Source organism: Aeromonas sp. 130281 (assembly GCF_056642115.1).
On sequence record NZ_JBWVQS010000006.1, the window covers coordinates 237,166 to 258,301 of the forward strand.

Consider the following 21,136-nt stretch of genomic DNA (forward strand, 5'->3'; position numbering starts at 1 on the left):
ATATGATTTGACACCGGCCTCAAACCTGTGTCTTGTTTACGCTACTTTAGTGCGCACTTCCTTCGGTATCAATTGCAGACCCTTCTTGAACATGCTGTAGGGGGTCTGGCCCTCCATCATCCTGCCCTGATGTGGCCGCTGGTTGTTGTAGTGCTCCAGATAGCTGTCCAGGTCTGTCTGCATCTGCTCTACCGACTCATACCAGGTCGTTCTCCCCTTGATACGGAAGTTTTCATCCAGCAGGTTGCGGTGCAGTCGCTCGATAAAGCCGTTGCTCTGTGGCCTGTGCACCTTGGTTGTCCGGTGTTCAATCCCCTCCAGTTGCAGGAACTGCTCGTAGAGATGATGCTCAGGGCGTCCGCAAAACTCACGTCCGTTATCCGACAGGATGGTATAGACCCGCTCCTCGTGAGCCTCGAAGAACGGAAGGACCGCTTCATTGAGCACATGGACCGAGGTCACCGGCAGTTTACTGGTGTAAAGCAGCCCCCAGGCGTGGCGGCTGTAGCAGTCCAATACGGTTTGCAGATACACCTTGCCGACCCCCTTGAGCGCGCCAACGAAGAAGGTGTCGACCGCCACAAGTTCCCCGGTGTGGTGAACCTCAATCTGGTGTTCACGGAACTCGGGACTGAAACGCTCTAACAGGCGAATTTGCTCGTCGTTGAGTTCAATGGTCTGCTCCCGGTGGGTTTTCTCTAGGCGCAACAAGCGATCGTGTTTGAAGAGCAAATCGTGACCTTGCCACACACCACGCACACCACGCACACCACGCACACCACCCGCACTGACGTTGATGCTTTGCAGGGCCAGTTCTTGAGCGACCCGCAGCGGGCCATGGGTAGGCCTGGTGAGGGAGTAATCGAGGATGGCCTGCTCAATCTCGGGAGTGACCCGGTTGGGATGCGCACCTTTACAGCCAGGCAGTTTGTCGAGTAAGCCCTCGGCCCCATAGGTCTGGTAATTACGGCGAATTTCGTAGAACTGCTGACGGCTGTAGCCGATGAGCTTGCAGGCTTTGCTGACGTTATTGAGCTCTTTGGCGAGCTCTAGCAGGCTGAGTTTGCGACGTGTTACTTTCTCGTTGCCGGTCTACGGTGACTCCAGATAACACGGTAGGGGTACCGTTTTGTTATCCGGTTTGAAGCCGTATGACCACTCCCTTTTGTGGGCACCTGTCAGGTGAATACCATCTCCATGCATACATACAGTGCCCGTGGTTGGCAGGCAGGGCATCACCGATTGGCGAGACGAAAAGCGCCGGCGGGCTGCCGGCGCTTTCTGGTCTTGTCGTATTCGACGTTGGGGCCTGGCTGAGCCTTGGCTTGCAGGAGATGGCCTGGCTAATAGGTCAGGTAGCTGCTGCCACCACTGCTACTGCTGCCGCCGGCATTGCTGCCATCGTCCCCGGTCGGGGGAGGGCCTGCGCCGTTGGAGGAGGCGCACGCAACCAGCATGAGCTGCGCTGCTATCAGGCAGATTTTCCATATTTTCATGATGTTGTCCTTTACTGCTTCGCCTGTCCCGCGGCCGCTCTGAAGGCGTCGGTCAAACCGGACACGCAAGCATGAGTTTAGTCCACCGCCTCTTTTTCATCCGTGGCTCACCCCTCTCGGGCCAGGTTCCCGTGCGGCCCTATTGGTTAGTTCCACGGGTTAGTTCCATGGGGCTGCCGTGGTCATGGCTCTGCCCCTTGACCGGCGCCGTCCCCCTGATGGAAGCTGGGCCCTTCTCACACAAGGACGAAGATATGGTACGGATCCTGGGCAAGGCGTCGTCAATCAATGTGCGCAAGGTGCTGTGGAGCTGCGCCGAGCTGGATCTCCCTTTCGAGCGGGAGGAGTGGGGGAGCGGTTTTCAGTCCACCCGGAGCGCCGAGTTTCTGGCGTTGAATCCCAACGGGATGGTGCCGGTCATGAGGGATGGGGACTTCACCCTGTGGGAGTCCAACAGCATCATCCGATATCTGGCGACGCGCTATGGTGACGGCTCGCTCTATCCCGCCGAGGTGCGGGCGAGGGCCAGGGTCGATCAATGGATGGATTGGCAGGCGTCGGATTTGAACCGCGCCTGGAGCTACGCCTTCATGTCGCTGGTGAGGCTCTCCCCCGCCCATCAGGACAGTCAGGCGATTGCGGCGAGTTGTGCCGAGTGGTCCAGATACATGCAGATCCTGGACAGGCAGCTCGAGGCCACCGGCGGCTATGTGGCCGGGAGCCGCTTCTCGCTGGCGGACATTCCCGTCGGCCTGTCGGTGAATCGCTGGTTCCATACGTCCTTCGATCGCCCGCCACTCGCGGCGGTGAGCGATTACTACGCGCGCTTGGGCGAGCGCCCCGGCTTCTGTCTGTATGGCAATAACGGGATGCCATAGGCGGCAGCGCGAGATCGGCCGCAGTGCCGCTCCTGCCGACCTCGATTGGTCAGCGCCTCGCACCAGAATCCCGGCGCCTGGCAGGGCGACTTGCCCTGTTAGCGGGCGCCTGGGCGAAAGGCGTGGCTCACCCATAAAAAAATCCGAAACCCAAGGTTTCGGATCCTGGCCCGGGGGCATACACAGAGAGTGCTGAAAGAAGCGGGCTCAGCCGCTCAGCTGCGGATCTTGTTGTAGACAAACAGCACTATCAAGGCACCCACGGTGGCGATAAGGATGCTCGGCAGGTTGAAGCCGGTGACCGTCCCCATGCCCAGCAGGGTGCTCACATAGCCACCCACCATGGCGCCGATGACCCCCAGGATCACCGTCATGAAGAAACCGCCCCCATCCTTGCCCGGCATGATCCATTTGGCCAGGATGCCGACGATCAATCCCAATACAACCCAGGTTAGAAATCCCATCATTTCGTCCTCATTTGTGTGCACAGACACAGAGTATATGCAGGGTTCGGCGTTGCATCCTGCCAGGGGAGGGGGACAGACATTGTCATATGGGCATCCCTCTCCCCGAGGGCGAGCGTCACTCGGGGAGAGGGCGACTCTCGAGGCGCTGGCCCTGCGGGGAGCAGCTCAGCACGGATCCCTGCTCGAACCAGTCTCCCAGCACGATGCGCCGCGCCGGTTTGCCATCCAGCACGAAGTCATGGACGGCGGGTCTGTGGGTGTGGCCATGAATAAGCAACCGGCAGCCATGTTGGCGCAGCAGGGCATCGACCGCCGCCGGGGTCACATCCATGATGGTCTGTGGCTTGCCAGCATTTTCCATCTGGCTCTGGCCCCGCATCTTGCAGGCGATGGTCTGGCGGCGGCTGAGGGGCAGGCGCAGGAAGAGCCAGCGCAGCCATTTGAGCTGGGTGATGCGGCGAAACTTCTGATAACCCTCATCCAGGGTGCAGAGCAGGTCCCCGTGGCTCAGCAGCACCCGCTCCCCATAGAGATCGATGACGCAGGGGTCGCCGAGCAGCGTCATGCCCGCCCGTTTGGCAAAGGCCTTGCCCAGCAGGAAGTCGCGGTTGCCGTGGATGAAGTAGATGGGCACGTCCTGTCGGCTCAGGGCGAGGAAGGCCTCGGCCACCTGGCGGTGGAGCGGGTTGGGATCGTCGTCGCCAATCCAGAATTCGAACAGATCACCCAGCACATAGAGGGCATCGGCCTTGGGGGCGTCGCGCTCGAGAAAACGCACCAGTGCGGCTGTCATGTCGGGCCGCTGGGCGCACAGGTGAAGGTCACTGATAAAAAGGGTGCTCATGATGTGGGATGAGTGCTCTTGATGGGTTCCGGGCAGAGGGGGGCAGGGGAGCCTGCCGGCGTGGGCGAGTCACACTGGGATGGGGCCTGCCAGTGGAGCGCGGCAAGGTCGCGCCCCTCCAGGGTCAGCAGCGCGGCGTAAGGATCGCCGCCAAGCCCAAGCAGACGGCAGATGGCGGCCTCTCCCTTGAGTCCTGCCTCGAGACGAAGGCGCAGCACGGCCAGATAGAAGTCGTGGCCAAAGTGCCCCAGCAGGGCGGCCATCAGGCTGAGGTGACGCCAGCCGTTGAGCGTCTCGAGCCGCGCCGGGGTGACATAGAGCTCCACCGGCCAGCGCGCCTGGTCCGGCCCTGTCAGGGTCTGCTCCAGCAGCCACACCTGGTTCCCCTTGTCGCTGGCCGTCCAGCCCTGCTCGCACAAGAGGGCGGCGAGGCGCGCGGGCTCAGGGTGTTGGCAGAGCACATCGAGATCGCTGCCGGGCAGGTCGAGCCCGATGGCGACTGTGCTCACCAGGGCCAGGTCCTGGCACAGGCGCTCAAGTGCAACCCACACACCACTGCTTAGCAGGGCGTGGGCGGAGCGCTGGCGGGGATTGCCCCGGGCCAGGTAGTCGAGGCGGCGCCAGTTGGCCGGGGAGCCCTGCGCAGATGGAAAAACTGCGGCCGGGGCCGCAGTTGTGTCAGTGCCGAGGAGGCGACAATCACTCAGCAAGGGTCACCTTGGTGATCACCACGTCTTCGGTCGGCACGTCCTGATGCATGCGGCCGTAGTTGCCGGTCTTGACGCCCTTGATCTTGTTGACCACGTCCATGCCGGCGGTGACTTCACCGAACACGCAGTAGCCGAAGCCCTGGGTGGTGGGGGACTTGAAGTCCAGGAAGTCGTTGTTGTTCACGTTGATGAAGAACTGGGCGCTGGCGGAGTGCGGCTCGCTGGTGCGGGCCATGGCGATGGTGCCAATCTTGTTGGACAGGCCGTTGGCCGCCTCGTTCTTGATGGAGGCGCGGGTCTCTTTCTCTTCAAAGCCAGGAGCATAGCCGCCGCCCTGGATCATGAAACCGTCGATGACGCGGTGGAAGATGGTGTTGTCGTAGTGACCGTCACGGCAGTATTGCAGGAAGTTGGCCACGGTCTCGGGGGCTTTTTCCGCGTTCAGGGTCAGGGTGATGTCGCCGTGGTTGGTGTGCAGAGTAACCATGATATGTCCTTTCAAATGTTGCGCGAGCACGAAGCCGCTCGCGGCTGTTGCATGGGCTATGGCCTAAAGTGGTGGCAATTCTAGCCCATCGAGGGGCTGCGGCATAGATGGCATGGGGGATCCGGCGCTTTTTCTGCCTCGTTTTCTCCACCGGATGCGGTTAGAATGTCAGGCCATTTTACTCACAGGCAGTGGTCATAAGATGCTGAAGATATACAACACACTCACTCGTCAAAAAGAAGAATTCAAACCTATCCACCCGGGCAAGGTGGGCATGTATGTGTGTGGCGTCACCATCTACGATCACTGTCATATCGGCCACGGCCGCACCTTCGTCTCCTTCGACGTGGTGGCCCGTTACCTGCGTTACGCCGGTTACGATCTCACCTATGTGCGCAACATCACCGACGTGGATGACAAGATCATCAAGCGCGCCGCTGAAACCCGCGTCACCTGTGACGACCTCACCGAGCGCCTGATCGGCGACATGCACCAGGACTTCGACGCCCTCGGCATGCTGCGCCCTGACATCGAGCCCCGCGCCACCCAGCACATTGGTGAAATCATCGCCCTGGTCGAAACCCTGCTGGAAAAAGAGCACGCCTACGTGGCGGACAACGGCGACGTCATGTTCATCGTCGAGTCCTTCGCCGACTACGGCAAGCTCTCCGGTCAGGATCTGGAGCAGCTGCAGGCCGGCGCCCGGGTCGACGTGGTCGAAGCCAAGCGCAACCCGCTGGACTTCGTGCTGTGGAAGATGTCCAAGCCCGGCGAGCCGACCTGGGACAGCCCCTGGGGCCCGGGCCGCCCCGGCTGGCACATAGAGTGCTCCGCCATGAACTCCAAGCACCTTGGCAACCACTTCGACATCCACGGCGGCGGCTCGGATCTGCAGTTCCCCCACCACGAGAACGAAATAGCCCAGTCCTGCTGCGCCCACGGTGGCGACTACGTCAACACCTGGATGCACAGCGGCATGGTAATGGTGGACAAGGAGAAGATGTCCAAGTCCCTTGGCAACTTCTTCACCATCCGCGACGTCCTGGCCCATTTTGACGCCGAAACCGTGCGCTACTTCCTGATGTCCGGCCACTACCGCAGCCAGCTCAACTACTCGGAAGAGAACCTGAAGCAGGCCCGCGCCGCCCTGGAGCGGATGTACACCGCCCTGCGGGATCTGCCGGTGGCTGCCGCCGCCGGTGGCGACGAGCAGGTGGCCCGCTTTGTCGATGCCATGGACGACGACTTCAACACCCCGGAAGCCTACTCCGCCCTGTTCGACCTGGTGCGCGAGATCAACCGCCAGAAGGCCGAAGACATCGCTGTCGCCGCTGGCCTGGGTGCCCGCCTGCGGGAGCTGGGCGCCGTGCTCGGCATACTGCAACAAGACCCGGACGCCTTCCTCAAGGGCAACGAAGCGGACGATGAAGTGGCCGAGATCGAGCAACTGATCGCCCAGCGCAATCAGGCCCGCGCCGACAAGAACTGGGCCGCGGCGGATGCCGCTAGAGCCCGTCTCACCGAGATGGGCATAGTGCTGGAAGACAGCGCCGGCAAGACCAGCTGGCGCCGCGCCTAAGGTCGGTTGTCCTTGTTGGCGTCTGGTGCCAACAGGTTGAGCCAATAAAAAAACCGCAGCCTTGGGGCTGCGGTTTTTGTTTTTCAATCGATGCATTCAATTAATGGCTTGGTGATATTTTAACTATTTATATAAATCGACTACCTTTCTAGCCTAACTCTAAGGCGTCTAGCTCTCTCTTGGAATGCAAGCTCACCACCCTCCAATATATCACGAACATATTTTCGTATAGATGAATTTTCTAGACCGCCTGCTTGATATGTTATTGGTGGTAGTCCTTTTGCTTGATGTGGCCCAACCTCTGCAATTATAATCTGATCAGCATCTGTGTTAATAACAAGGTTGGCGTTATGAGTGACGATAATAACTTGTCTTTTATTCTTTGCTGCAATAAATAATGGTACAAGTTCATCATTCACTGATTTAGGATCAAGGTTTTCTTCCGGTTGGTCAATAATTAATGGTCTATCATCGCTATCATCTAATGCGAGATATAGAAGTAATAAAACTATTCCTCGAGTACCTGGGGATAATTTTCTAATATCAACTCCATCATATAATATATCATAGCGAATAGAAATATGGTCCGTCCCGTAAAGCCACTGTGCAAACATTTTTAACCATGCTTTATATTCTTCTGGCTGTTGAGCATTAAACGGAGCATGTGAAATCAGATCAGGGGTATATTGAGAGATAAATTCAGTTAGTGCTTTTTGAATATCAATAGCACTACCTTGCTCCCATGCAGTTTTTAAGGTGTTTTCTGCAATAGATGTCAAGGTACCTTTACCATTGAAAGGCCCTGCTTTACGACGGTCAAGGAGTTCTTCTTCTGCGAATCGCCCCCATTTTTCCACATCTACCACTCGTCTTACATAGAAACTTAGCTTACCCAATGTACCTGATGAATTTGAAAGCTTCTTCATTAAAGGAGTATATAACTCTGAAAGAGCATATTGCTCATTAATAATTGCTTCAAATACTCTTGTGTATGCGGAATCACGTTCTGCTTGTAATATCTTCCTTCTTTCCATCGCCCCTGATGCATCTTTTAATTTCTCTTCTAACAATTTTAGTGCGGAGCTTTCTTGTAAGATTCGGTTATGTAAGGCTGAATATTGATCTCTAACCACTTTGTCCGCACTAAATAATGCTTCTAGCCTTGACATTTCAGCGATAATAACTGTTAGTTCTAAATCATTCAAAATTGAATTATCAGGAATGTATGAGCAATCTTTATCCTTTTGCTCTACAGGTTGGCCATTGAGCTTAGAGATAGATTGATTAGCCCATTCGATATACGATGTTAAACTTTGATCTACATTTCCCTTATAAACAAGGAGAAATTCTTCCCATTGAGTATCACTAAGACCACTTTGAATATGCCGCTCTTTTGTCTGACGAAGTAATTCTGGCGCTCTAGTTGTTCGGGTGCTTATTACTTCATCTTGCATTGCTTCAAAGGTGCGTCGCTGATTGGTCAAGACCTGAATTTTATTCCTAATATATTGAGCGGCATTGCTTAGCTCAGTATGGCGTTTAACTTGCTCTTCAGTGCCCTTTACAATTAGCTTTGTTAAATCATTATTATAGTTTTGGATAAGTATTTTCTTTTGGTTTAGCTGATTTGTTAGTATTCCTACTAATCGTTCTTTTTCTATTTCAGCAGAAATTCGAAGAGACAGATCATGTATCGCTTCTGCTTCACGGTTTCGTGCTTGTTGATATCTGCTAGTTTTATTTTCTCGGAGTTCTGGAAAACTTACCGCCCCATCACGTTCATTTGGTTTGTGTGATTCAAATATAACCCTTTCAATTTCATTTATTAAGCCATCGGAAATGCCATTTGCTGAACATAATTCCTCAACAAATTGTTGTGATAAATATCTTGCTCTTGGGTAAGACAGTTGATTATCTATATCTCGATTATCAAGATACCGTTGTGTTTTTTCACCGCCCCCCCACTCAAGAGTAACCTTTGCATCACCTAAATGTTGGTTTGCTCGTGATAAAAATGAAGGATTAGTATTAGAGCCTATATTTAATCCATTAGGCTGAATTGCGCTACAGCCTGCAGAGATCATATCTGCAAGAGCTGTTTTGCCCGAACCACGAGCGCCAATGATAGCAATAAGTCCTGAATTTAATGCAATTTCTGGTGTTTTTACCCAAGGTGAATTAGTTATCGTAACTTTAGATATTACTTGTGAGGGAATGGCTGAAGGTGGGGGAGCCGAACCAACAAAAGCTCTTCCTTCTGGGTCAATGCAGGCTTGACGTAATGCATCAAACTCTAGAGCACCCTTAATCCAAGAAAATCTATCTTCAATTGGCTGGCCAACCATTTTTAAATTATGAGCATCGCTCCCATGTAAACAAGGTTTGCACCCATCATAGCGAGATTTTAAATCTTGAGGTGAGATGCTCCGCTGGCCAAGCCAGAATTCCCTTTGGGCACTACTGCTTGAAAATATTATATGAGAAAATTTTTCTATTTCTTGGCGAACTGTTGTATCTGCTGCATCACGGACTCCTGATGTTCCATCATTAGCACCACCGGCTACGGCAATTAAAATGTTATTTTTGGCCCATTCACTTTGCTGGTAAACATCACGAAGTTGTGAAAAATTCACTTTAAACTGTGTCGCACCGTGTTGCAATGCTACTTGTTCATCAATGATTTCTGGATTGGATCTTTTTCCTAGTCTAATTAAATCGCTTCTCGTACAGTTAAAGGTGTCACTATATGCTTGGAATTGTAATCGAGATAGTATTCTGTTTAATTGTTCAAGATGTTCGGGATCTTCTGGGCTAACGAGGAGATGAAGGTTAACGAATCCTGATTTCGCCGCTACATCAAGTCTTATTTCAACATTGGGAAACATCAATTTAATATCTGGCAGTCTACCTAACTTCTTATACTCAATTAGACTTTTGTATGTGTCAGTTAAATAATAATCTGTTACCGCAATTGCCTCGATCTTGGGGGTCGATAATTCTATTTTTGATAGATATTGTTCCCATAGGTCTTCACCTTTAAATTGGTCATTTAGAACTGTGCCTGGTGCATGAATATGCGGCTCCCAGCGCCGCCATTGTGAACCACAATTTATCATGTGTAATTCCTTGAATTATATTTAATGAGATTTTTGGTGGTGATATTTACAACGAATGATCGGAAGTGCTAAAAATATTTAATTACAGCTTAATGACCACTGTCAGGGCATTCTCCAATATGTCGGAGTATCACTTTCTGCCGTACTGGTATTCATTTTTTGATCCGTGTAACTAAGCTGATTTCACTTTTTGTATCGATGCGACAAAATGGCCTTGCAATGAAGTGGTCTAGGGGCAGGATCAGAGAAAATAGCTCTTCCAAGCTCGGTCCCAAATACATAGGGCGCTATTATGTGGCCTCGGAGTTGCGGGTTGGGTGTTGCCCCCTGTTGTTCGCCGAGGTGAAGGCACAAGGTCAGGAGCGCCGTCATGGACGACGGCGCAGACGCAGGGGGTACAAGGATGTAGCGTCTGCGTCGCTCCGCCAGACCTTTTGCCTGAACCGAGGGAACCCGACGCAGGAGGGCGAACAAGTGGGGGTGGCCTTTCTTTTGGTGACTTTTCTTTGGCCACGCAAAGAAAAAGTCACTCGCCCCAGCCCGAAGGGCGGGCGAAACCTCGTCGAGGACGGAGTCCTCGCATCCTGCATGGCGAAGGCATGCCGATGCTATGGCCAACGACATCCCTCAAGGTAATGACGTTACTCGACCCCTCACCCTAGCCCTCTCCCGCAAGGGGAGAGGGAATTGTTACCGTGGTGCAATGCGCTCTGCTTATTGCACCCAACGCCTCTCCCGTTGGGGAGAGGGGACTGTTACCGCGGACGATTACGCTTCGCTACTCGACCCTGCTTGTCCCGGGGCCGTCGGAAACCCCGTCGAGGATGGAATCCTCGTCCCTCGCCGAGGCACGGGATGCCGGGCTGGCATCCGCCGAGAACCGGGAAGCCGGCCAAATTCCGTCGCTGCCGCCCCTGGCTGTCGCTACCACAATGCGCCGCTGACCCTGGCTTAGGAAAAGGGGCCAACGGGCACCCACCCCCATCCTACGGAGCCGAGGGGGCCCGATCCATGGATCTTGCTGACTCAAGTGTCAGAATCGACAGGTTTTTTGCGCTGGTTCAAAGTTATGGTCCCACGCCCGGGGTGGGGCGGGGCCACAGGCCCTGGCGGGGGGCGCGCCAAAGTGTGAACGGGGTGGTATTTCCCCGGCCTACCCCTTTCTCGCACTTGTCTGGCGTGCCCCGAGTTGGCTAAGGTGGTCGCCCATCACATGCAGGTAGTGGAGAGCGGCATGGACAAGATATTGCAGACCCTGTCGGAGCGGGTCACCCAGGCGCGGGATCTGGAGAGCCTGACCCGGCCCCTGCTGGAGATGCTGGAGGCGGTGACCGGGCTGGAGTCGACCTATCTCACCGAGATCGATGAGGGGCAGAGCACCCAGCATATTCGCTATGCCCGCAACGTGGCCGGGCTGCAGATCCCGGAGGGGGCGGCGGTGGACTGGAGCGATACCCTGTGCCGACGGGCCATCGACGAGGGGCGCCTGTTTACCGACAACGTGGCCGAGTGCTGGGGCGATTCGGATGCGGCCAGGATCATGGGCATTCGCACCTATCTGAGCAGCCCGGTGCGCACCTCGTCCGGCTCCCTCTATGGCACTCTGTGCGCCGCCAGCGCCGAGCGCAAGCCCATGGTGGCGGGCTCTGAGCAGCTCATCGGCTTCTTCGCCCGGCTGATCGCCGAGCATGTGGAACGGGAGCAGTTGCTGCTGCAGTTGCAGCGGGCCAACGACGAGCTGTCGCGCCAGGCCCTCTGCGACCCCCTGACCGGGTTGCCGAACCGCCGGGCCCTGATGCAGGAGCTGACCCGGTTGTTCTCCCTCTCGGATCGGGCCGGGCACCCTGTGCTCATCGCCTTCATCGATCTCGATGGCTTCAAGCAGATCAACGACATCCACGGTCACGAGGCGGGGGATCGGCTGCTCACCACCATGGCGCGTCAACTGGGCTCGGCCCTGCGCAGTGGCGACATGTTGGCGCGGATGGGGGGCGATGAGTTCGTCGCCGTGGGCATGGGCCCTATCCCGGGGGAGGAGACGGTCGAGGGGGCGGTGCGGCGCTTCGGGCGTCGGCTGTTCGAGCACAGCGTGCTGCAGTTGCCGATCCAGTCCCGGGTGCTGCACTACCCCGGGGCCAGCGTGGGAGTGGTGGCGGTCGATCCGGCGCACACCAGCGTCGACGAGGCCCTGCGCCAGGCCGATGCGCGCATGTATGAAGTCAAGCGCCAGCGCCGCGCGCTGGGGTGACGGGCACCTGGCATCCAGGGCGCCCCGATTTATGGGAGTGAGGCCCAGGCGCCGCGCCCTTGATGCCGCGCATTGTTGTCCCCGCGCCCGGGATGCTAGGATGCGTCTCCCTCAACACAGGCACTCTCTACCATGGCAAACCCTGTTATCGGCCATTACCGCGCCCTGGCGGCGAAAGTGGCCACCCTCTTTGCGGAGATCTGTGAGTTTCAGCAGCGCATCTGGGTGGTCAGCATCATCAAGGATGCCTACACCGACACCTTCATCGTCAACGAAGGCAGTTTCGAGGAGCCCATGCAGTGGATGCACCGCAAGGGCTACAGCGCCGAGATGCTGGCCCGGGTCGATGCCATGGCCCGCTCCCAGGTGGTCCAGCTGGAGCTCGGTGGGCAGCGCCACCGCCTGATGCGGGTCAAATAGATGGCCCGGGTCGATGCCATGGCCCGCTCCCAGGTTGTTCAGCTGGAGCTCGGCGGGCAGCGCCACCGCCTGATGCGGGTCAAATAGATGGCCCGGGTCGATGCCATGGCCCGCTCCCAGGTGGTCCAGCTGGAGCTCGGTGGGCAGTGTCACCGCCTGATGCGGGTCAAATAGCGGGCCAAAGTCCCGTTTTTGGCCCGAATGGCCAGAGTCACAAGGTTCGGGCCACTCACCCCGCTGCCTGATGGCAACCCCTGGCGGGGTTGCCCGGGTCATGACTTCTCGGTGGTGCGCTCCGGTTTCAATGCCCCCGAGTAGACGCAGATGGCGGAGTTGTAACTGTTGTAGGCGACGGCGTAGTTGAAGTCGCAGAAATAGGCCGGGTGCTTGGTGGCCACAGTGTCGCCCGCCTTGCATTTGTCCTGCATCCCCTCCACCAGAGAGTCATTGTTGGCGCCAAGACAGGCCTTGCCCGTGGTCTTGTCGCCGCCGCACGCCATCAACAGGACGCAAACCGAGATACTCATCAACCACTTCACTGTGCCTTGCATGTTCAATCCTGAGCTGTTCAAACGAGATGCCGGTGCCATGGGCGCCGGGGTGCTGGGAGATGGTGCCTTGGGATATGGCGCCCGGGTGCTTGATGCCTTGCAGTCGTGCGCGCCGCCATCCCTTGCCCGACAAGAGGGCCAACAGACTCCCGGCGCCATTTTACGGGCCCGTGACGCTCCACGTCACCCCTTGTGGTGACAAGTACCTGATATTCAATGGTGTTTGTGAGGGAGTTCAAGCGGCTGGCGGGCAAGGGAGGGGCTGAGCAAGGGGAGCCGGCCCAGAAAGCGAGAGGCCCATGACGGGCCTCTCTGCTGGCATCGAAGGGCACTAGGGCGCCGGGAAGTACTTGTGCTGGATCCGCTGGAACTCGCTGCTGGCCAGCACCTGGGTCAGGCCGTGCTGGAACTCCTTGACCAGGGCATCGTCCACCGGATGGCTGAAGGCGAAGCAGAACTGCTCCGAACTCAGCACCCAGCGCACCTCGAACAGGGCGGGATCCAGCTGCTGGGCCTGGATGAGATCCATCAGGGTGGCCTTGTTGCTGGAGATGAGGTCGACCCGGCCCGAGGTGAGCATCCGCAGGGCCTGGGGGAGGCGGTTGGCTGTCATTATCTTCTGCTCGTCGAAGCCGCTGTTGAGCAGCAGCTGCTCCCCCACGTCGGCGCGCACGGCCCCTATGGTGTGCTGCTGGGCATCCTCCAGCCGGGTGAGCTTGAGGGGATGGCTGGCCAGCCCCATCAGCACGATTTCGGCATAGCCGATGGGGCAGGCCCATTTGAACAGGGGATCCCGCGCCTCGGTGCGGGCGGTGGTGAAGAGCACCACGTTGGGCTTCTGGGTCAGCAGGTAGTAGCCCCGGGCCCAGGGGAGGATGCTGATCGCCTGGGGCGGGGTGCCGGTCTTCTGCCACACCTGGTGCAGCAGCTCGATGGCAAAGCCGCTGGGAGTGCCATCTTCTCCGGTGAAGTTATAGGGTTTGTACTCTTCGGTGAGGTAGTGAAGCTTGCCAAGGGCCGGGCTGGCGCTGGCCTGCCCCATCTCCCCCGACCCGCCCCAGAGTGTGGCTAAAAGTGTGGCCAGGAGAGCGGTTCTGTTCCTGATCCTTACTATCCCTGTTCTCATCCTGACCGTCCTGCTGCCGAGTGCCCAGCTTCAAGTGTTGCCAAGCCACGGGGTTTCGCCACCCGAAGGGGCGGACAATCGCCGTTGTCATGCCAGGGCGTGGCGCAACGGGGGGAGCGACAGCGCGCGCCATCACCAGGCCGGACGGGTATGGCCTATGGGCTTGAGGGCCTGATCGCGCAGGCCGACCAGCAGGGTTGCGCCATCCGGTTGCAGCCTGAATTCGCCATAGCGCGCCTGCTCGTACTGGGCGGCCGTCCCCTCCTCGAAGAAGAAGGCATCCGGCCCTATCCACCACTGGCCCTGCTGCCAGCGAGCCTGCAGCAGGCGCTGGTCCGGGGCCAGGGCGTCGGGGGCGCCTCCCTCTACTCGCTGCGCCACCTGCTGTTCATCGAGGCGGATGACCAGGGTCTGGGTGGCGGCGCCCTCCTGGTGCGGGCTCCCCAGCTGGCGGGCGAGGGCGTAGCTCAGGCGCATGTAATCCCCCTGCATCAGGGAGCGAGGGTCGACCGGGGCCAGCTCCAGCAGCACGGTTTCGCCGCTGCTGATGGCGTGCTCGAAGCGCCAGACAGTGACATTGATGCCCACCAGGATGGCGAGGCCGGTCAGCAAGAGGGCAAGACGTCTCATGAGGCGATCTCCTTGCCGAGGATTTTCAACAGCTGGCGGGTGCCGAGCAGCAGGGCACCCGAGCCCAGCAGCAGCCAGGATTTGGTCATCAGGGTCAGCCCGAGATCGTAGTAGTAGAGGGAGCCAAAGCCGAGCAGCAGCAGGCCGGCCAGGGTCATGAGCCCGAGGCTGCCGGCATAGAAGCCGAGCACCAGCACCAGGGCGCCGGCCCCCATGCCGGGGATGATGGCGCTGATCACCACCAGGGGCAGGCCATAGAGCAACGGCAGTTTCAGTTTCACCATGACGGCGAGCAGCAGGGCGGCGCAGAGCAGTGGATTGAGCCAGAGTGGCAGGCGGGAGAGCCCGAGCTCGTCGAGTGCGCTGGTGCCGCCGTCCCAGAGGGGATGGTGCAGTCGCCCCAGCACCAGCAGGGAGAGCGCCAGCCCCAGGGTGAGGGATTCATAGAGCGAATGGCGTTCTGGGTCGCGTTCGGCCTGCAGCCAGCAGAAGGTGAGGGCGGCCATCACCAGCGGCAGGGCCAGCAGTTGCAGGCCGAGGCAGGCGAGCCCCATGGTCAGCAGGATGGCGGCGGCGAAGCTGTGGAAGAGGCGAACCAGCCAGTGCTCGAACAGGGCGGCGATGGCCAGCGACAGCAGGGCCAGTCCCAGCCAGAGCGGGGCCGAGTGGGGGTCAATCTGGTCGATGAGGCCATAGAGCAGCCAGGCATCGGCCGCGAGCGCGAGCGCCAGCACGAACTGATCCCAGAGATCGCTACGCCGGGCCAGGCGGTTGAGGCCGAGGGCGGCGGCCATCAGCAGGGTGCCCATGACGAGGGCGTGGTTTGGCTCGCGGACCAGGCTCTCGAAGGCCATGAACAGGAAGAACAGCAGGAAGAGGGCGGCCAGCCAGCCCACCATGCCGAGCAGGAAACGGCTCGACCAGTGCGGTTGCTCGTCCCGGGGGGCATCGCCCTCCACCAGATGGGCGGCCCGCAGCCTCTCCCAAGGGTTCAGATCAGACATGCTGCCTCCGTTGCTGTTGCAGCCAGCCGTTGGTTAAGACCGAGAGACCGATGGCGACAGGGGCCTCGGCTGGCAGGTGCTGCCAGGGGATCGGTTCAGACATGCTGCCTCCGTTGTTGTTGCAGCCAGCGGCTGGCCATCACGGAGAGACCTATGGCAATGAGGGATAGCAGCAAAAAGCCGTTCATGTCCGGCTCCATCCACTTGCCCAGCGCCGCAAGAGTGACGGCGATAAGGCTCAGGCACCCCATGGCGAGCCCTGCGATGAATCTGTGGTGCCAGCGCAGGTAGGCGGCGCCCAGCCAGGCGAGCCAGGCGGGCCAGACCCAGGGGGAGGCGGCATCGAACAGCGCCAGCAGGGCCAGCAGGGTGACCCCGAGCCCGGCGGCCAGCCCCGGGAGCCAGGAGGGCATGAGCGCGAGCCGGGCTGGGGCCAGGATGAGCGCCCCCCAGAGGACGGCGTTGAGCAGGGTCAGGCACCAGCCGAGGGCCTCCTCGTTGAAGGAGAAGAAGAGGTCGATGAGACCGAGGCGCCAGTAGAGCACCAGCGCCAGCTGGCCGAGCAGCCAGGCGAGGGTCCAGAGCAGGGGGCTCCTGCCGAGCGCCGCCAGGGGCAGCAGCAACAGGGCCCAGGTGGCGAAGAGCTGCCAGGGATCGGCACCTGTCTGGTAGGTCTGACCCACCAGGGCCAGCAGGGCGCCTATGTTGAGGGCCACCGCCAGCAGCAGGGCCTGGCGCGGGGTGTCGGCCAGGGGCTTGCGCCAGAGCACCAGCAGCATGGCGAGCAGGGGCAGCTCCAGCAGGGCGAGGCGGGAGAGACGGCCCAGGGCCTGCCAGTTGAAGGCGACGAAGAACACCAGGCCCGCCCCCAGGCAGAGGCAGCCGAGCCAGAGCAGCAGCCTGTCGAACAGCCACTGCCAGCGCACGGGGGCCGGGGGCAGATCGCACAGGGCGAGGGCGGCGGGCAATGACTCCCGGGGGAGACGACCGCGTCTGACCCAGTCGAGCAGGGTCTGTCTTGAGGTGAGGTGCATGGCGAGGCTCCTGAAGCCGTCGTGCCTGAGAGATAAGGCATTATGGCACGGCGCCGCGTCCCGGGGCAGACCCCGGTGGCGCTGATGCGACAGGGGCAGGGCATGAGTAACAAAAAAGCCCCGACCGGGAGGAGGGGGCTCTGATGACGGGCTGACGGGGATATGGATGGGTGCTCACGCCCGTCCCCTCGTTGCTGGCGCGTCAGACGAAGATCAGGGTGCTGGCGCCCAGACCCACGAAGAGGATGGCGCAGGCGATGCGGATCCCCTGGAGGGGCAGCTTGTCGGCTCCCAGCTTGCCAAGCAGCACCACGGGCACGTTGGCCAGCATCATGCCGAGGGTGGTGCCGGTGATGACCTGGGTCAGGGAATCGTACTTGGCCGCCAGCAGCACAGTGGCTATCTGGGTCTTGTCGCCGATTTCGGCGATGAAGAACAGCACGAAGGTGGCCATGAAGGGGCCGTATTTGTCGAGCGAGCTCTCTTCATCCTCCATCTTGTCCGGCACCAGGATCCAGACCGCCATGGCGATGAAGGCGCCGGCGACCAGCCAGGTCATCACCTTGGGATCCATCCAGCGACTGATGAACTCCCCTATCCAGGCGGCCCCCGCATGGTTGAGCAGGGTGGCGACCAGCATGCCGGCGATGATGGGCCAGGGTTTGCGAAAACGACAGATGAGCAGCAACGCCAGGAGCTGGGTCTTGTCGCCGATCTCGGCGATTGCCACGCTCAGGGTTGAGGTTAACAAGGCTTCCATAAAAATGACCGGGGGACGGAATTGTTATAAACCAGAGACAAGCCTGCGCCATCCGTCCCCGGTATTGGCACTGGCCCGTCAAAGGTCTTGTCAAATCCGGCATTGCCCGGATCACCCTGACCATGGTGAGTTGGCACCAAGTATGTTGATCAGGATCGCGCACCGGGTTGGCACCCGTGGCGAGACTACTCCCCCTCGATGGGAGCCGGCATTCTAGGGAAAAACGTCCTCTGGAGCAAGGTGTGTGGCGGGAGGCTCCCCCTTCATCGATGTGATGTGACCGGCGGCGCTCTCCCGCTTGGCCTTGATCTGCTCCCCTTTGTTCCCTGGCTTTCTGTGCACCCTGGCATCAGGGCCGGAGCGGCGTGCCTGTGGCAGGGACGCAAAGTAGCAAACAAAAAGCGTTGTGAAACAGGCAACAAGCACCGCTGCCCAGAGCCCCCGCGGGGGAGGGAAAATGGCGTAACACCAGTTTCTCTCTGCAGCAAAAAAATAAATTCGCAACTGTCAAATCTGACAGCAACTACGCTTAGCCAAAAATAAATACGCCACCATGGCGAGTGCGTTTTCAAGACCGGGACAGGTTGAAGTTGATGTGCCTTGCAGAGGCATCACGGATGACGGTGATTGACTCTGACTATCTCTCTTAAATGGATTTAAGGGGTTTAAAATGGGGGTCGATGTTTTAGGGTCAGGTGTCGTCGACATCTGGCCACAGGGGCCGATGTGTCCCATGGCAATCGACGGCCAGCGGCGCTCCAGGGAAGGGGATGCCAGCAGCAATCCTTTCACCGTCGAGACCGCCCTCGGCGCTGTGAGCGCAGAGTCACCGCAAGCTGACCTTATCCCACCACTCTTTCGCAGTACAACCCCATCCGGCAGCGGCCTTGGCGCACCTGCCGCAGGGCAGGCCGGCGCCCGGCGCTGCAAGCAGGGCATACGCCAACGCGGCCACCAGGGCCGCCGTCACACCACTGCCCCCGCCAGCCTGCCTTGTCCCCATCAGCAGCATCCTGGCCCTGATGCCCCGTTTTCGAGCACCGCCAGATCGCAGGATGGCGCCGCGCCAAATGCGCCCCGCGCCTTGCTCAGCGACCATCGCCGTCCCTTGTTGACGGCAGAGGATGGTGGCCCGGCGACAGATTTCACCACGCAGCTCAGGAAGGGGGTCTATGGAGAGAACCGCCCGCCCCTCATGACTGCTGGCCCAGATCCACTTTGTAAGACAGACGGGACTCATCCCTCGACCCGAGCGAGGCAGATGCGCCCTTGTCACCCCCAGCTCCTCATCGATATCGCACTTTCCCCCACTTTTTAAAGGAACTTGCTCATGGCCAACATCAATGGAACGAACAGAAACGACATCATCAACGCCACTGCGGGCAACGATGCGATCAATGGCGGTGCCGGGGATGACACCATCAATGCGGGGGAGGGCAACAACCAGGTCGATGGGGGCTCGGGCAACGACACCATCGCAGCCGGTGCCGGCAATGACGTGATCGACGGCGGCAGCGGCAACGACCTCATCAACGCGGGCAATGGCAACAACACGGTCGACGGGGGCTCGGGCAACGACAACATCACCACCGGCAGCGGCAATGACAGCATCGACGGCGAGAGTGGCAACGACACCATCTTCGCCGGGGCGGGCAAGGATGTGATCCTCGCCGGCGAAGGCAACGACACTGTCTATGGCCAGGACGGGGACGACGTCATCTACGGCGAGGCGGGAGACGATCTGCTCGATGGCGGCGATGGCAACGACTACATCAACGGCGGTGATGGGCGCGACATTGTCTACGGCGGCAAAGGGAACGATCGGCTTGTGGGTGCCGACCAGAATGACACCCTCTACGGTGGCTCCGGGGACGATGTGATCGGTGTCGACGATGCCTGGCGCTGCAACTTCAGCCGCGAAAACGGTCAGGATGTGATCTATGGCGATGGCAAGAACTCGGCCAGCGGCGCCTGGTTGAGCGTGGCAGACGAAGTGGGGAGCGATCTCATCTACTCCGGCCGTGGCAACGATCGCATCTATGGCGACAGCGGGCTCGGTGGTGCGGTCGGCGGCAATGACAGGATCTATGCCGGTGGCGGCAATGACGCCGTGTACGGTGAAGGGGGCAACGACCTCATCTACGGCGAGGACGGAGACGATCTGCTCGACGGCGGCGCCGGTGACGACACCCTCAAGGGCGGTGACGGCCGCGATACCGTCTATGGCGGCCTTGGTGCCGACACCATCAGCGGCGCAGACGGCCGCGACCTGCTGTATGGCGGCTCCGGGGACGATCGCATCGGCAACAATGACGACAACGGCTGGCGTCACGGCTACTTCAGCGAAAGTGGTGGCGACATCATCTATGGCGATGGCAAGGACTCGGCGTCCGGCCTCGCCGGCGCCACAGGCAATGACTTCATCTTCTCCGGCCAGGGCAACGACACGCTCTACGGCGACAATGGCAACAACTTCGCAGGGGCCGCTGCCGGAGGGGCCGATACCATCTATGCCGGCAGCGGCAATGATACCGCCTATGGGGAAGGGGGGGATGACGCGCTCTTCGGTGAAAAAGGCAATGACACTCTGTATGGGGGAAGCGGCGCCGACGAGATAGCCGGTGGTCTGGGGGCCGACACCCTGAGTGGCGGCAGCGGCGCCGACACCTTCATCTTCACCGCCGAGCTCAACCAGTATCATCATCACGGTTGGCATGGCTGGGGTGGCTGGCATGGGGGTTATGATCACTACGATCTGCAGAGCTGGTCCGACTCCACCACCATGGGGATGGACACCATCACCGACTTCCTGAGCATCAAGGATCTCGGCGCAAACCCGCTGATCGCGGCCGGCGGCCCCGACAAGATCGATCTGGTCCAGCTGCTCGGAGACGACGTCGACCTCAAATGGGGTGGTACCACCCCGACCGCCTACGGCGTGTGGTTCAAGCACGAAGGCGGCAACACCTATGTCTATGCCGATATCAGCGGCAATCCGGCCGTGGCCGAGCTGGCATTCAAGCTGACGGGCATCCACCACCTGGTGGTGGGGGACTTCCTGGGGGTGAGCAGCCAGGGGCCGATTGCCAATGCAGACAGCAATGCCAGTGATCCCCTGATCGAAGCCGGCGGGGTGGCCAATGCCATCCCCGGTGATCCCAGTGCCAGCGGCAACGTGCTGGCCAATGACACAGATCCTGACCTGCCCTTTGACACCCTGACCGTCTCCGCCGTCAACGGTAATAGCGGTAATGTTGGTGCCGTGGTAGCCGGCACCTACGGCACCCTGACCCTCTATGCCAACGGCAGCTACAGCTACGTTCTCAATAATATGGACAGCGATACCCAGGGCATCGCTCAGGGCCAAATCGTCAACGATGTATTCAACTACACCATCATGGATTCGGCAGGCCAGACATCGACGGCCACCCTGACCCTTAGCATTACCGGCACCAACGATGGCGCCACCATCAGCGGCGATGCCGTCGGTGCCGTCAGCGAGGACGGTAACGCCCCGCTGCTGACCGACAGCGGCAGCCTCAGCGTGGCCGATGTGGATCAGGGCGAGGATGTCTTCGACACCGGCAGCGTCACCGACACCACCGTCGGTGGTGCCCTCGGCAGCCTGAGCATCACCGCGGCCGGCACCTGGACCTACGAGGTGGCCAACGCCGATGTGCAGTACCTGGGCGCCGGCGACACCCGTGTCGAGACCTTCGAGGTGAGCTCGGTCGATGGCACCGCCACCGAAACCGTGACCGTCACCATCACCGGCACCAACGATGG

17 protein-coding genes and 1 pseudogene are annotated in these 21,136 nt (G+C 59.4%); 5 read left to right on the plus strand and 13 right to left on the minus strand.

The window, feature by feature from the left end; genetic code table 11:
- Positions 1-36: 36 nt before the first annotated feature.
- Together AC1IN8_RS16655 and AC1IN8_RS16660 are read right to left on the minus strand one after the other, a co-directional pair.
- Positions 37-1,092 (minus strand): annotated as a pseudogene (locus AC1IN8_RS16655) (IS481 family transposase); the annotation flags it as partial.
- 251 nt (positions 1,093-1,343) lie between these two features.
- Positions 1,344-1,496, minus strand: a complete 153-nt coding sequence (locus AC1IN8_RS16660; RefSeq protein ID WP_319914211.1) for a hypothetical protein — start codon at positions 1,494-1,496, stop codon at positions 1,344-1,346.
- Between the two features lie 254 nt (positions 1,497-1,750).
- Between AC1IN8_RS16660 and AC1IN8_RS16665 the strand changes: the two genes are divergently transcribed.
- The gene (locus AC1IN8_RS16665; protein ID WP_479759734.1) at positions 1,751-2,374 is read left to right on the plus strand and encodes a glutathione S-transferase family protein; all 624 of its coding nucleotides are present in this window, start codon (positions 1,751-1,753) and stop codon (positions 2,372-2,374) included.
- A gap of 215 nt (positions 2,375-2,589) precedes the next feature.
- On the opposite strand, the gene AC1IN8_RS16670 is transcribed toward AC1IN8_RS16665, so the two are convergent.
- The 4 genes from AC1IN8_RS16670 to AC1IN8_RS16685 all read right to left on the minus strand — a co-directional run bounded on the left by AC1IN8_RS16670 (position 2,590) and on the right by AC1IN8_RS16685 (position 4,882).
- A complete protein-coding gene (locus AC1IN8_RS16670; RefSeq protein WP_139437507.1) occupies positions 2,590-2,838 on the minus strand; it encodes a GlsB/YeaQ/YmgE family stress response membrane protein in 249 nt (82 codons plus the stop codon).
- A gap of 118 nt (positions 2,839-2,956) precedes the next feature.
- Positions 2,957-3,685, minus strand: coding sequence for a UDP-2,3-diacylglucosamine diphosphatase (lpxH, locus tag AC1IN8_RS16675; protein ID WP_319914213.1), 729 nt, complete (start codon positions 3,683-3,685; stop codon positions 2,957-2,959).
- Positions 3,682-4,395 (minus strand): DUF4269 domain-containing protein, encoded by a 714-nt coding sequence (locus AC1IN8_RS16680; RefSeq protein WP_479759736.1) that lies wholly within the window; start codon positions 4,393-4,395, stop codon positions 3,682-3,684. Before AC1IN8_RS16680 ends, lpxH begins: the two co-directional genes overlap by 4 nt.
- Complete coding sequence (locus tag AC1IN8_RS16685) at positions 4,385-4,882, minus strand: peptidylprolyl isomerase (protein WP_025327420.1); 498 nt, start codon at positions 4,880-4,882, stop codon at positions 4,385-4,387. Before AC1IN8_RS16685 ends, AC1IN8_RS16680 begins: the two co-directional genes overlap by 11 nt.
- A 202-nt stretch (positions 4,883-5,084) precedes the next feature.
- Here AC1IN8_RS16685 and cysS point away from each other — a divergent pair, with 202 nt between their 5' ends.
- The gene (gene cysS / locus AC1IN8_RS16690; RefSeq protein ID WP_479759738.1) at positions 5,085-6,461 is read left to right on the plus strand and encodes a cysteine--tRNA ligase; all 1,377 of its coding nucleotides are present in this window, start codon (positions 5,085-5,087) and stop codon (positions 6,459-6,461) included.
- Positions 6,462-6,601: 140 nt separating this feature from the next.
- On the opposite strand, the gene AC1IN8_RS16695 is transcribed toward cysS, so the two are convergent.
- Entirely contained in the window at positions 6,602-9,577 is a 2,976-nt protein-coding gene (locus tag AC1IN8_RS16695; RefSeq protein ID WP_479759739.1) for a TrlF family AAA-like ATPase, read from the minus strand.
- Between the two features lie 1,234 nt (positions 9,578-10,811).
- Between AC1IN8_RS16695 and AC1IN8_RS16700 the strand changes: the two genes are divergently transcribed.
- Together AC1IN8_RS16700 and AC1IN8_RS16705 are read left to right on the plus strand one after the other, a co-directional pair.
- Positions 10,812-11,825, plus strand: coding sequence for a sensor domain-containing diguanylate cyclase (locus AC1IN8_RS16700; RefSeq protein ID WP_479759740.1), 1,014 nt, complete (start codon positions 10,812-10,814; stop codon positions 11,823-11,825).
- 132 nt (positions 11,826-11,957) lie between these two features.
- Positions 11,958-12,245 carry a hypothetical protein gene (locus AC1IN8_RS16705; RefSeq protein ID WP_265437572.1) on the plus strand — a complete coding sequence of 96 codons (288 nt, stop codon included), beginning with the start codon at positions 11,958-11,960 and terminating at the stop codon, positions 12,243-12,245.
- A gap of 272 nt (positions 12,246-12,517) precedes the next feature.
- On the opposite strand, the gene AC1IN8_RS16710 is transcribed toward AC1IN8_RS16705, so the two are convergent.
- The 6 genes from AC1IN8_RS16710 to AC1IN8_RS16735 all read right to left on the minus strand — a co-directional run bounded on the left by AC1IN8_RS16710 (position 12,518) and on the right by AC1IN8_RS16735 (position 17,350).
- Positions 12,518-12,772 (minus strand): hypothetical protein, encoded by a 255-nt coding sequence (locus AC1IN8_RS16710; RefSeq protein ID WP_479759742.1) that lies wholly within the window; start codon positions 12,770-12,772, stop codon positions 12,518-12,520.
- A gap of 355 nt (positions 12,773-13,127) precedes the next feature.
- Positions 13,128-13,901, minus strand: a complete 774-nt coding sequence (locus AC1IN8_RS16715) for a substrate-binding periplasmic protein (RefSeq protein WP_479759761.1) — start codon at positions 13,899-13,901, stop codon at positions 13,128-13,130.
- A gap of 153 nt (positions 13,902-14,054) precedes the next feature.
- On the minus strand, positions 14,055-14,552 hold the full coding sequence (locus AC1IN8_RS16720) for a GDYXXLXY domain-containing protein (RefSeq protein ID WP_319914222.1): 498 nt from the start codon (positions 14,550-14,552) through the stop codon (positions 14,055-14,057).
- On the minus strand, positions 14,549-15,556 hold the full coding sequence (locus tag AC1IN8_RS16725; RefSeq protein ID WP_454009394.1) for a DUF4401 domain-containing protein: 1,008 nt from the start codon (positions 15,554-15,556) through the stop codon (positions 14,549-14,551). The genes AC1IN8_RS16720 and AC1IN8_RS16725 overlap by 4 nt, the downstream gene beginning before the upstream one ends.
- Positions 15,557-15,651: 95 nt before the next feature.
- A complete protein-coding gene (locus tag AC1IN8_RS16730; protein ID WP_479759745.1) occupies positions 15,652-16,590 on the minus strand; it encodes a DUF2157 domain-containing protein in 939 nt (312 codons plus the stop codon).
- 202 nt (positions 16,591-16,792) lie between these two features.
- Positions 16,793-17,350, minus strand: coding sequence for a TMEM165/GDT1 family protein (locus tag AC1IN8_RS16735; RefSeq protein WP_139437384.1), 558 nt, complete (start codon positions 17,348-17,350; stop codon positions 16,793-16,795).
- A gap of 1,330 nt (positions 17,351-18,680) precedes the next feature.
- Between AC1IN8_RS16735 and AC1IN8_RS16740 the strand changes: the two genes are divergently transcribed.
- Positions 18,681-21,136, plus strand: a 2,456-nt coding sequence (locus tag AC1IN8_RS16740) for a VCBS domain-containing protein (RefSeq protein ID WP_479759747.1), incomplete at its 3' end; no start/stop codon positions are given.

What these genes read in the sequence shown, in the direction of transcription:
- AC1IN8_RS16660 (WP_319914211.1), bottom strand. Translation starts at nt 1,496, where the DNA reads ATGAAAATATGGAAAATCTGCCTGATAGCAGCGCAGCTCATGCTGGTT.
- AC1IN8_RS16665 (WP_479759734.1), top strand. Translation starts at nt 1,751, where the DNA reads ATGGTACGGATCCTGGGCAAGGCGTCGTCAATCAATGTGCGCAAGGTG.
- AC1IN8_RS16670 (WP_139437507.1), bottom strand. Translation starts at nt 2,838, where the DNA reads ATGGGATTTCTAACCTGGGTTGTATTGGGATTGATCGTCGGCATCCTG.
- lpxH (WP_319914213.1), bottom strand. Translation starts at nt 3,685, where the DNA reads ATGAGCACCCTTTTTATCAGTGACCTTCACCTGTGCGCCCAGCGGCCC.
- AC1IN8_RS16685 (WP_025327420.1), bottom strand. Translation starts at nt 4,882, where the DNA reads ATGGTTACTCTGCACACCAACCACGGCGACATCACCCTGACCCTGAAC.
- cysS (WP_479759738.1), top strand. Translation starts at nt 5,085, where the DNA reads ATGCTGAAGATATACAACACACTCACTCGTCAAAAAGAAGAATTCAAA.
- AC1IN8_RS16695 (WP_479759739.1), bottom strand. Translation starts at nt 9,577, where the DNA reads ATGATAAATTGTGGTTCACAATGGCGGCGCTGGGAGCCGCATATTCAT.
- AC1IN8_RS16700 (WP_479759740.1), top strand. Translation starts at nt 10,812, where the DNA reads ATGGACAAGATATTGCAGACCCTGTCGGAGCGGGTCACCCAGGCGCGG.
- AC1IN8_RS16705 (WP_265437572.1), top strand. Translation starts at nt 11,958, where the DNA reads ATGGCAAACCCTGTTATCGGCCATTACCGCGCCCTGGCGGCGAAAGTG.
- AC1IN8_RS16710 (WP_479759742.1), bottom strand. Translation starts at nt 12,772, where the DNA reads ATGAGTATCTCGGTTTGCGTCCTGTTGATGGCGTGCGGCGGCGACAAG.
- AC1IN8_RS16720 (WP_319914222.1), bottom strand. Translation starts at nt 14,552, where the DNA reads ATGAGACGTCTTGCCCTCTTGCTGACCGGCCTCGCCATCCTGGTGGGC.
- AC1IN8_RS16725 (WP_454009394.1), bottom strand. Translation starts at nt 15,556, where the DNA reads ATGTCTGATCTGAACCCTTGGGAGAGGCTGCGGGCCGCCCATCTGGTG.
- AC1IN8_RS16730 (WP_479759745.1), bottom strand. Translation starts at nt 16,590, where the DNA reads ATGCACCTCACCTCAAGACAGACCCTGCTCGACTGGGTCAGACGCGGT.
- AC1IN8_RS16735 (WP_139437384.1), bottom strand. Translation starts at nt 17,350, where the DNA reads ATGGAAGCCTTGTTAACCTCAACCCTGAGCGTGGCAATCGCCGAGATC.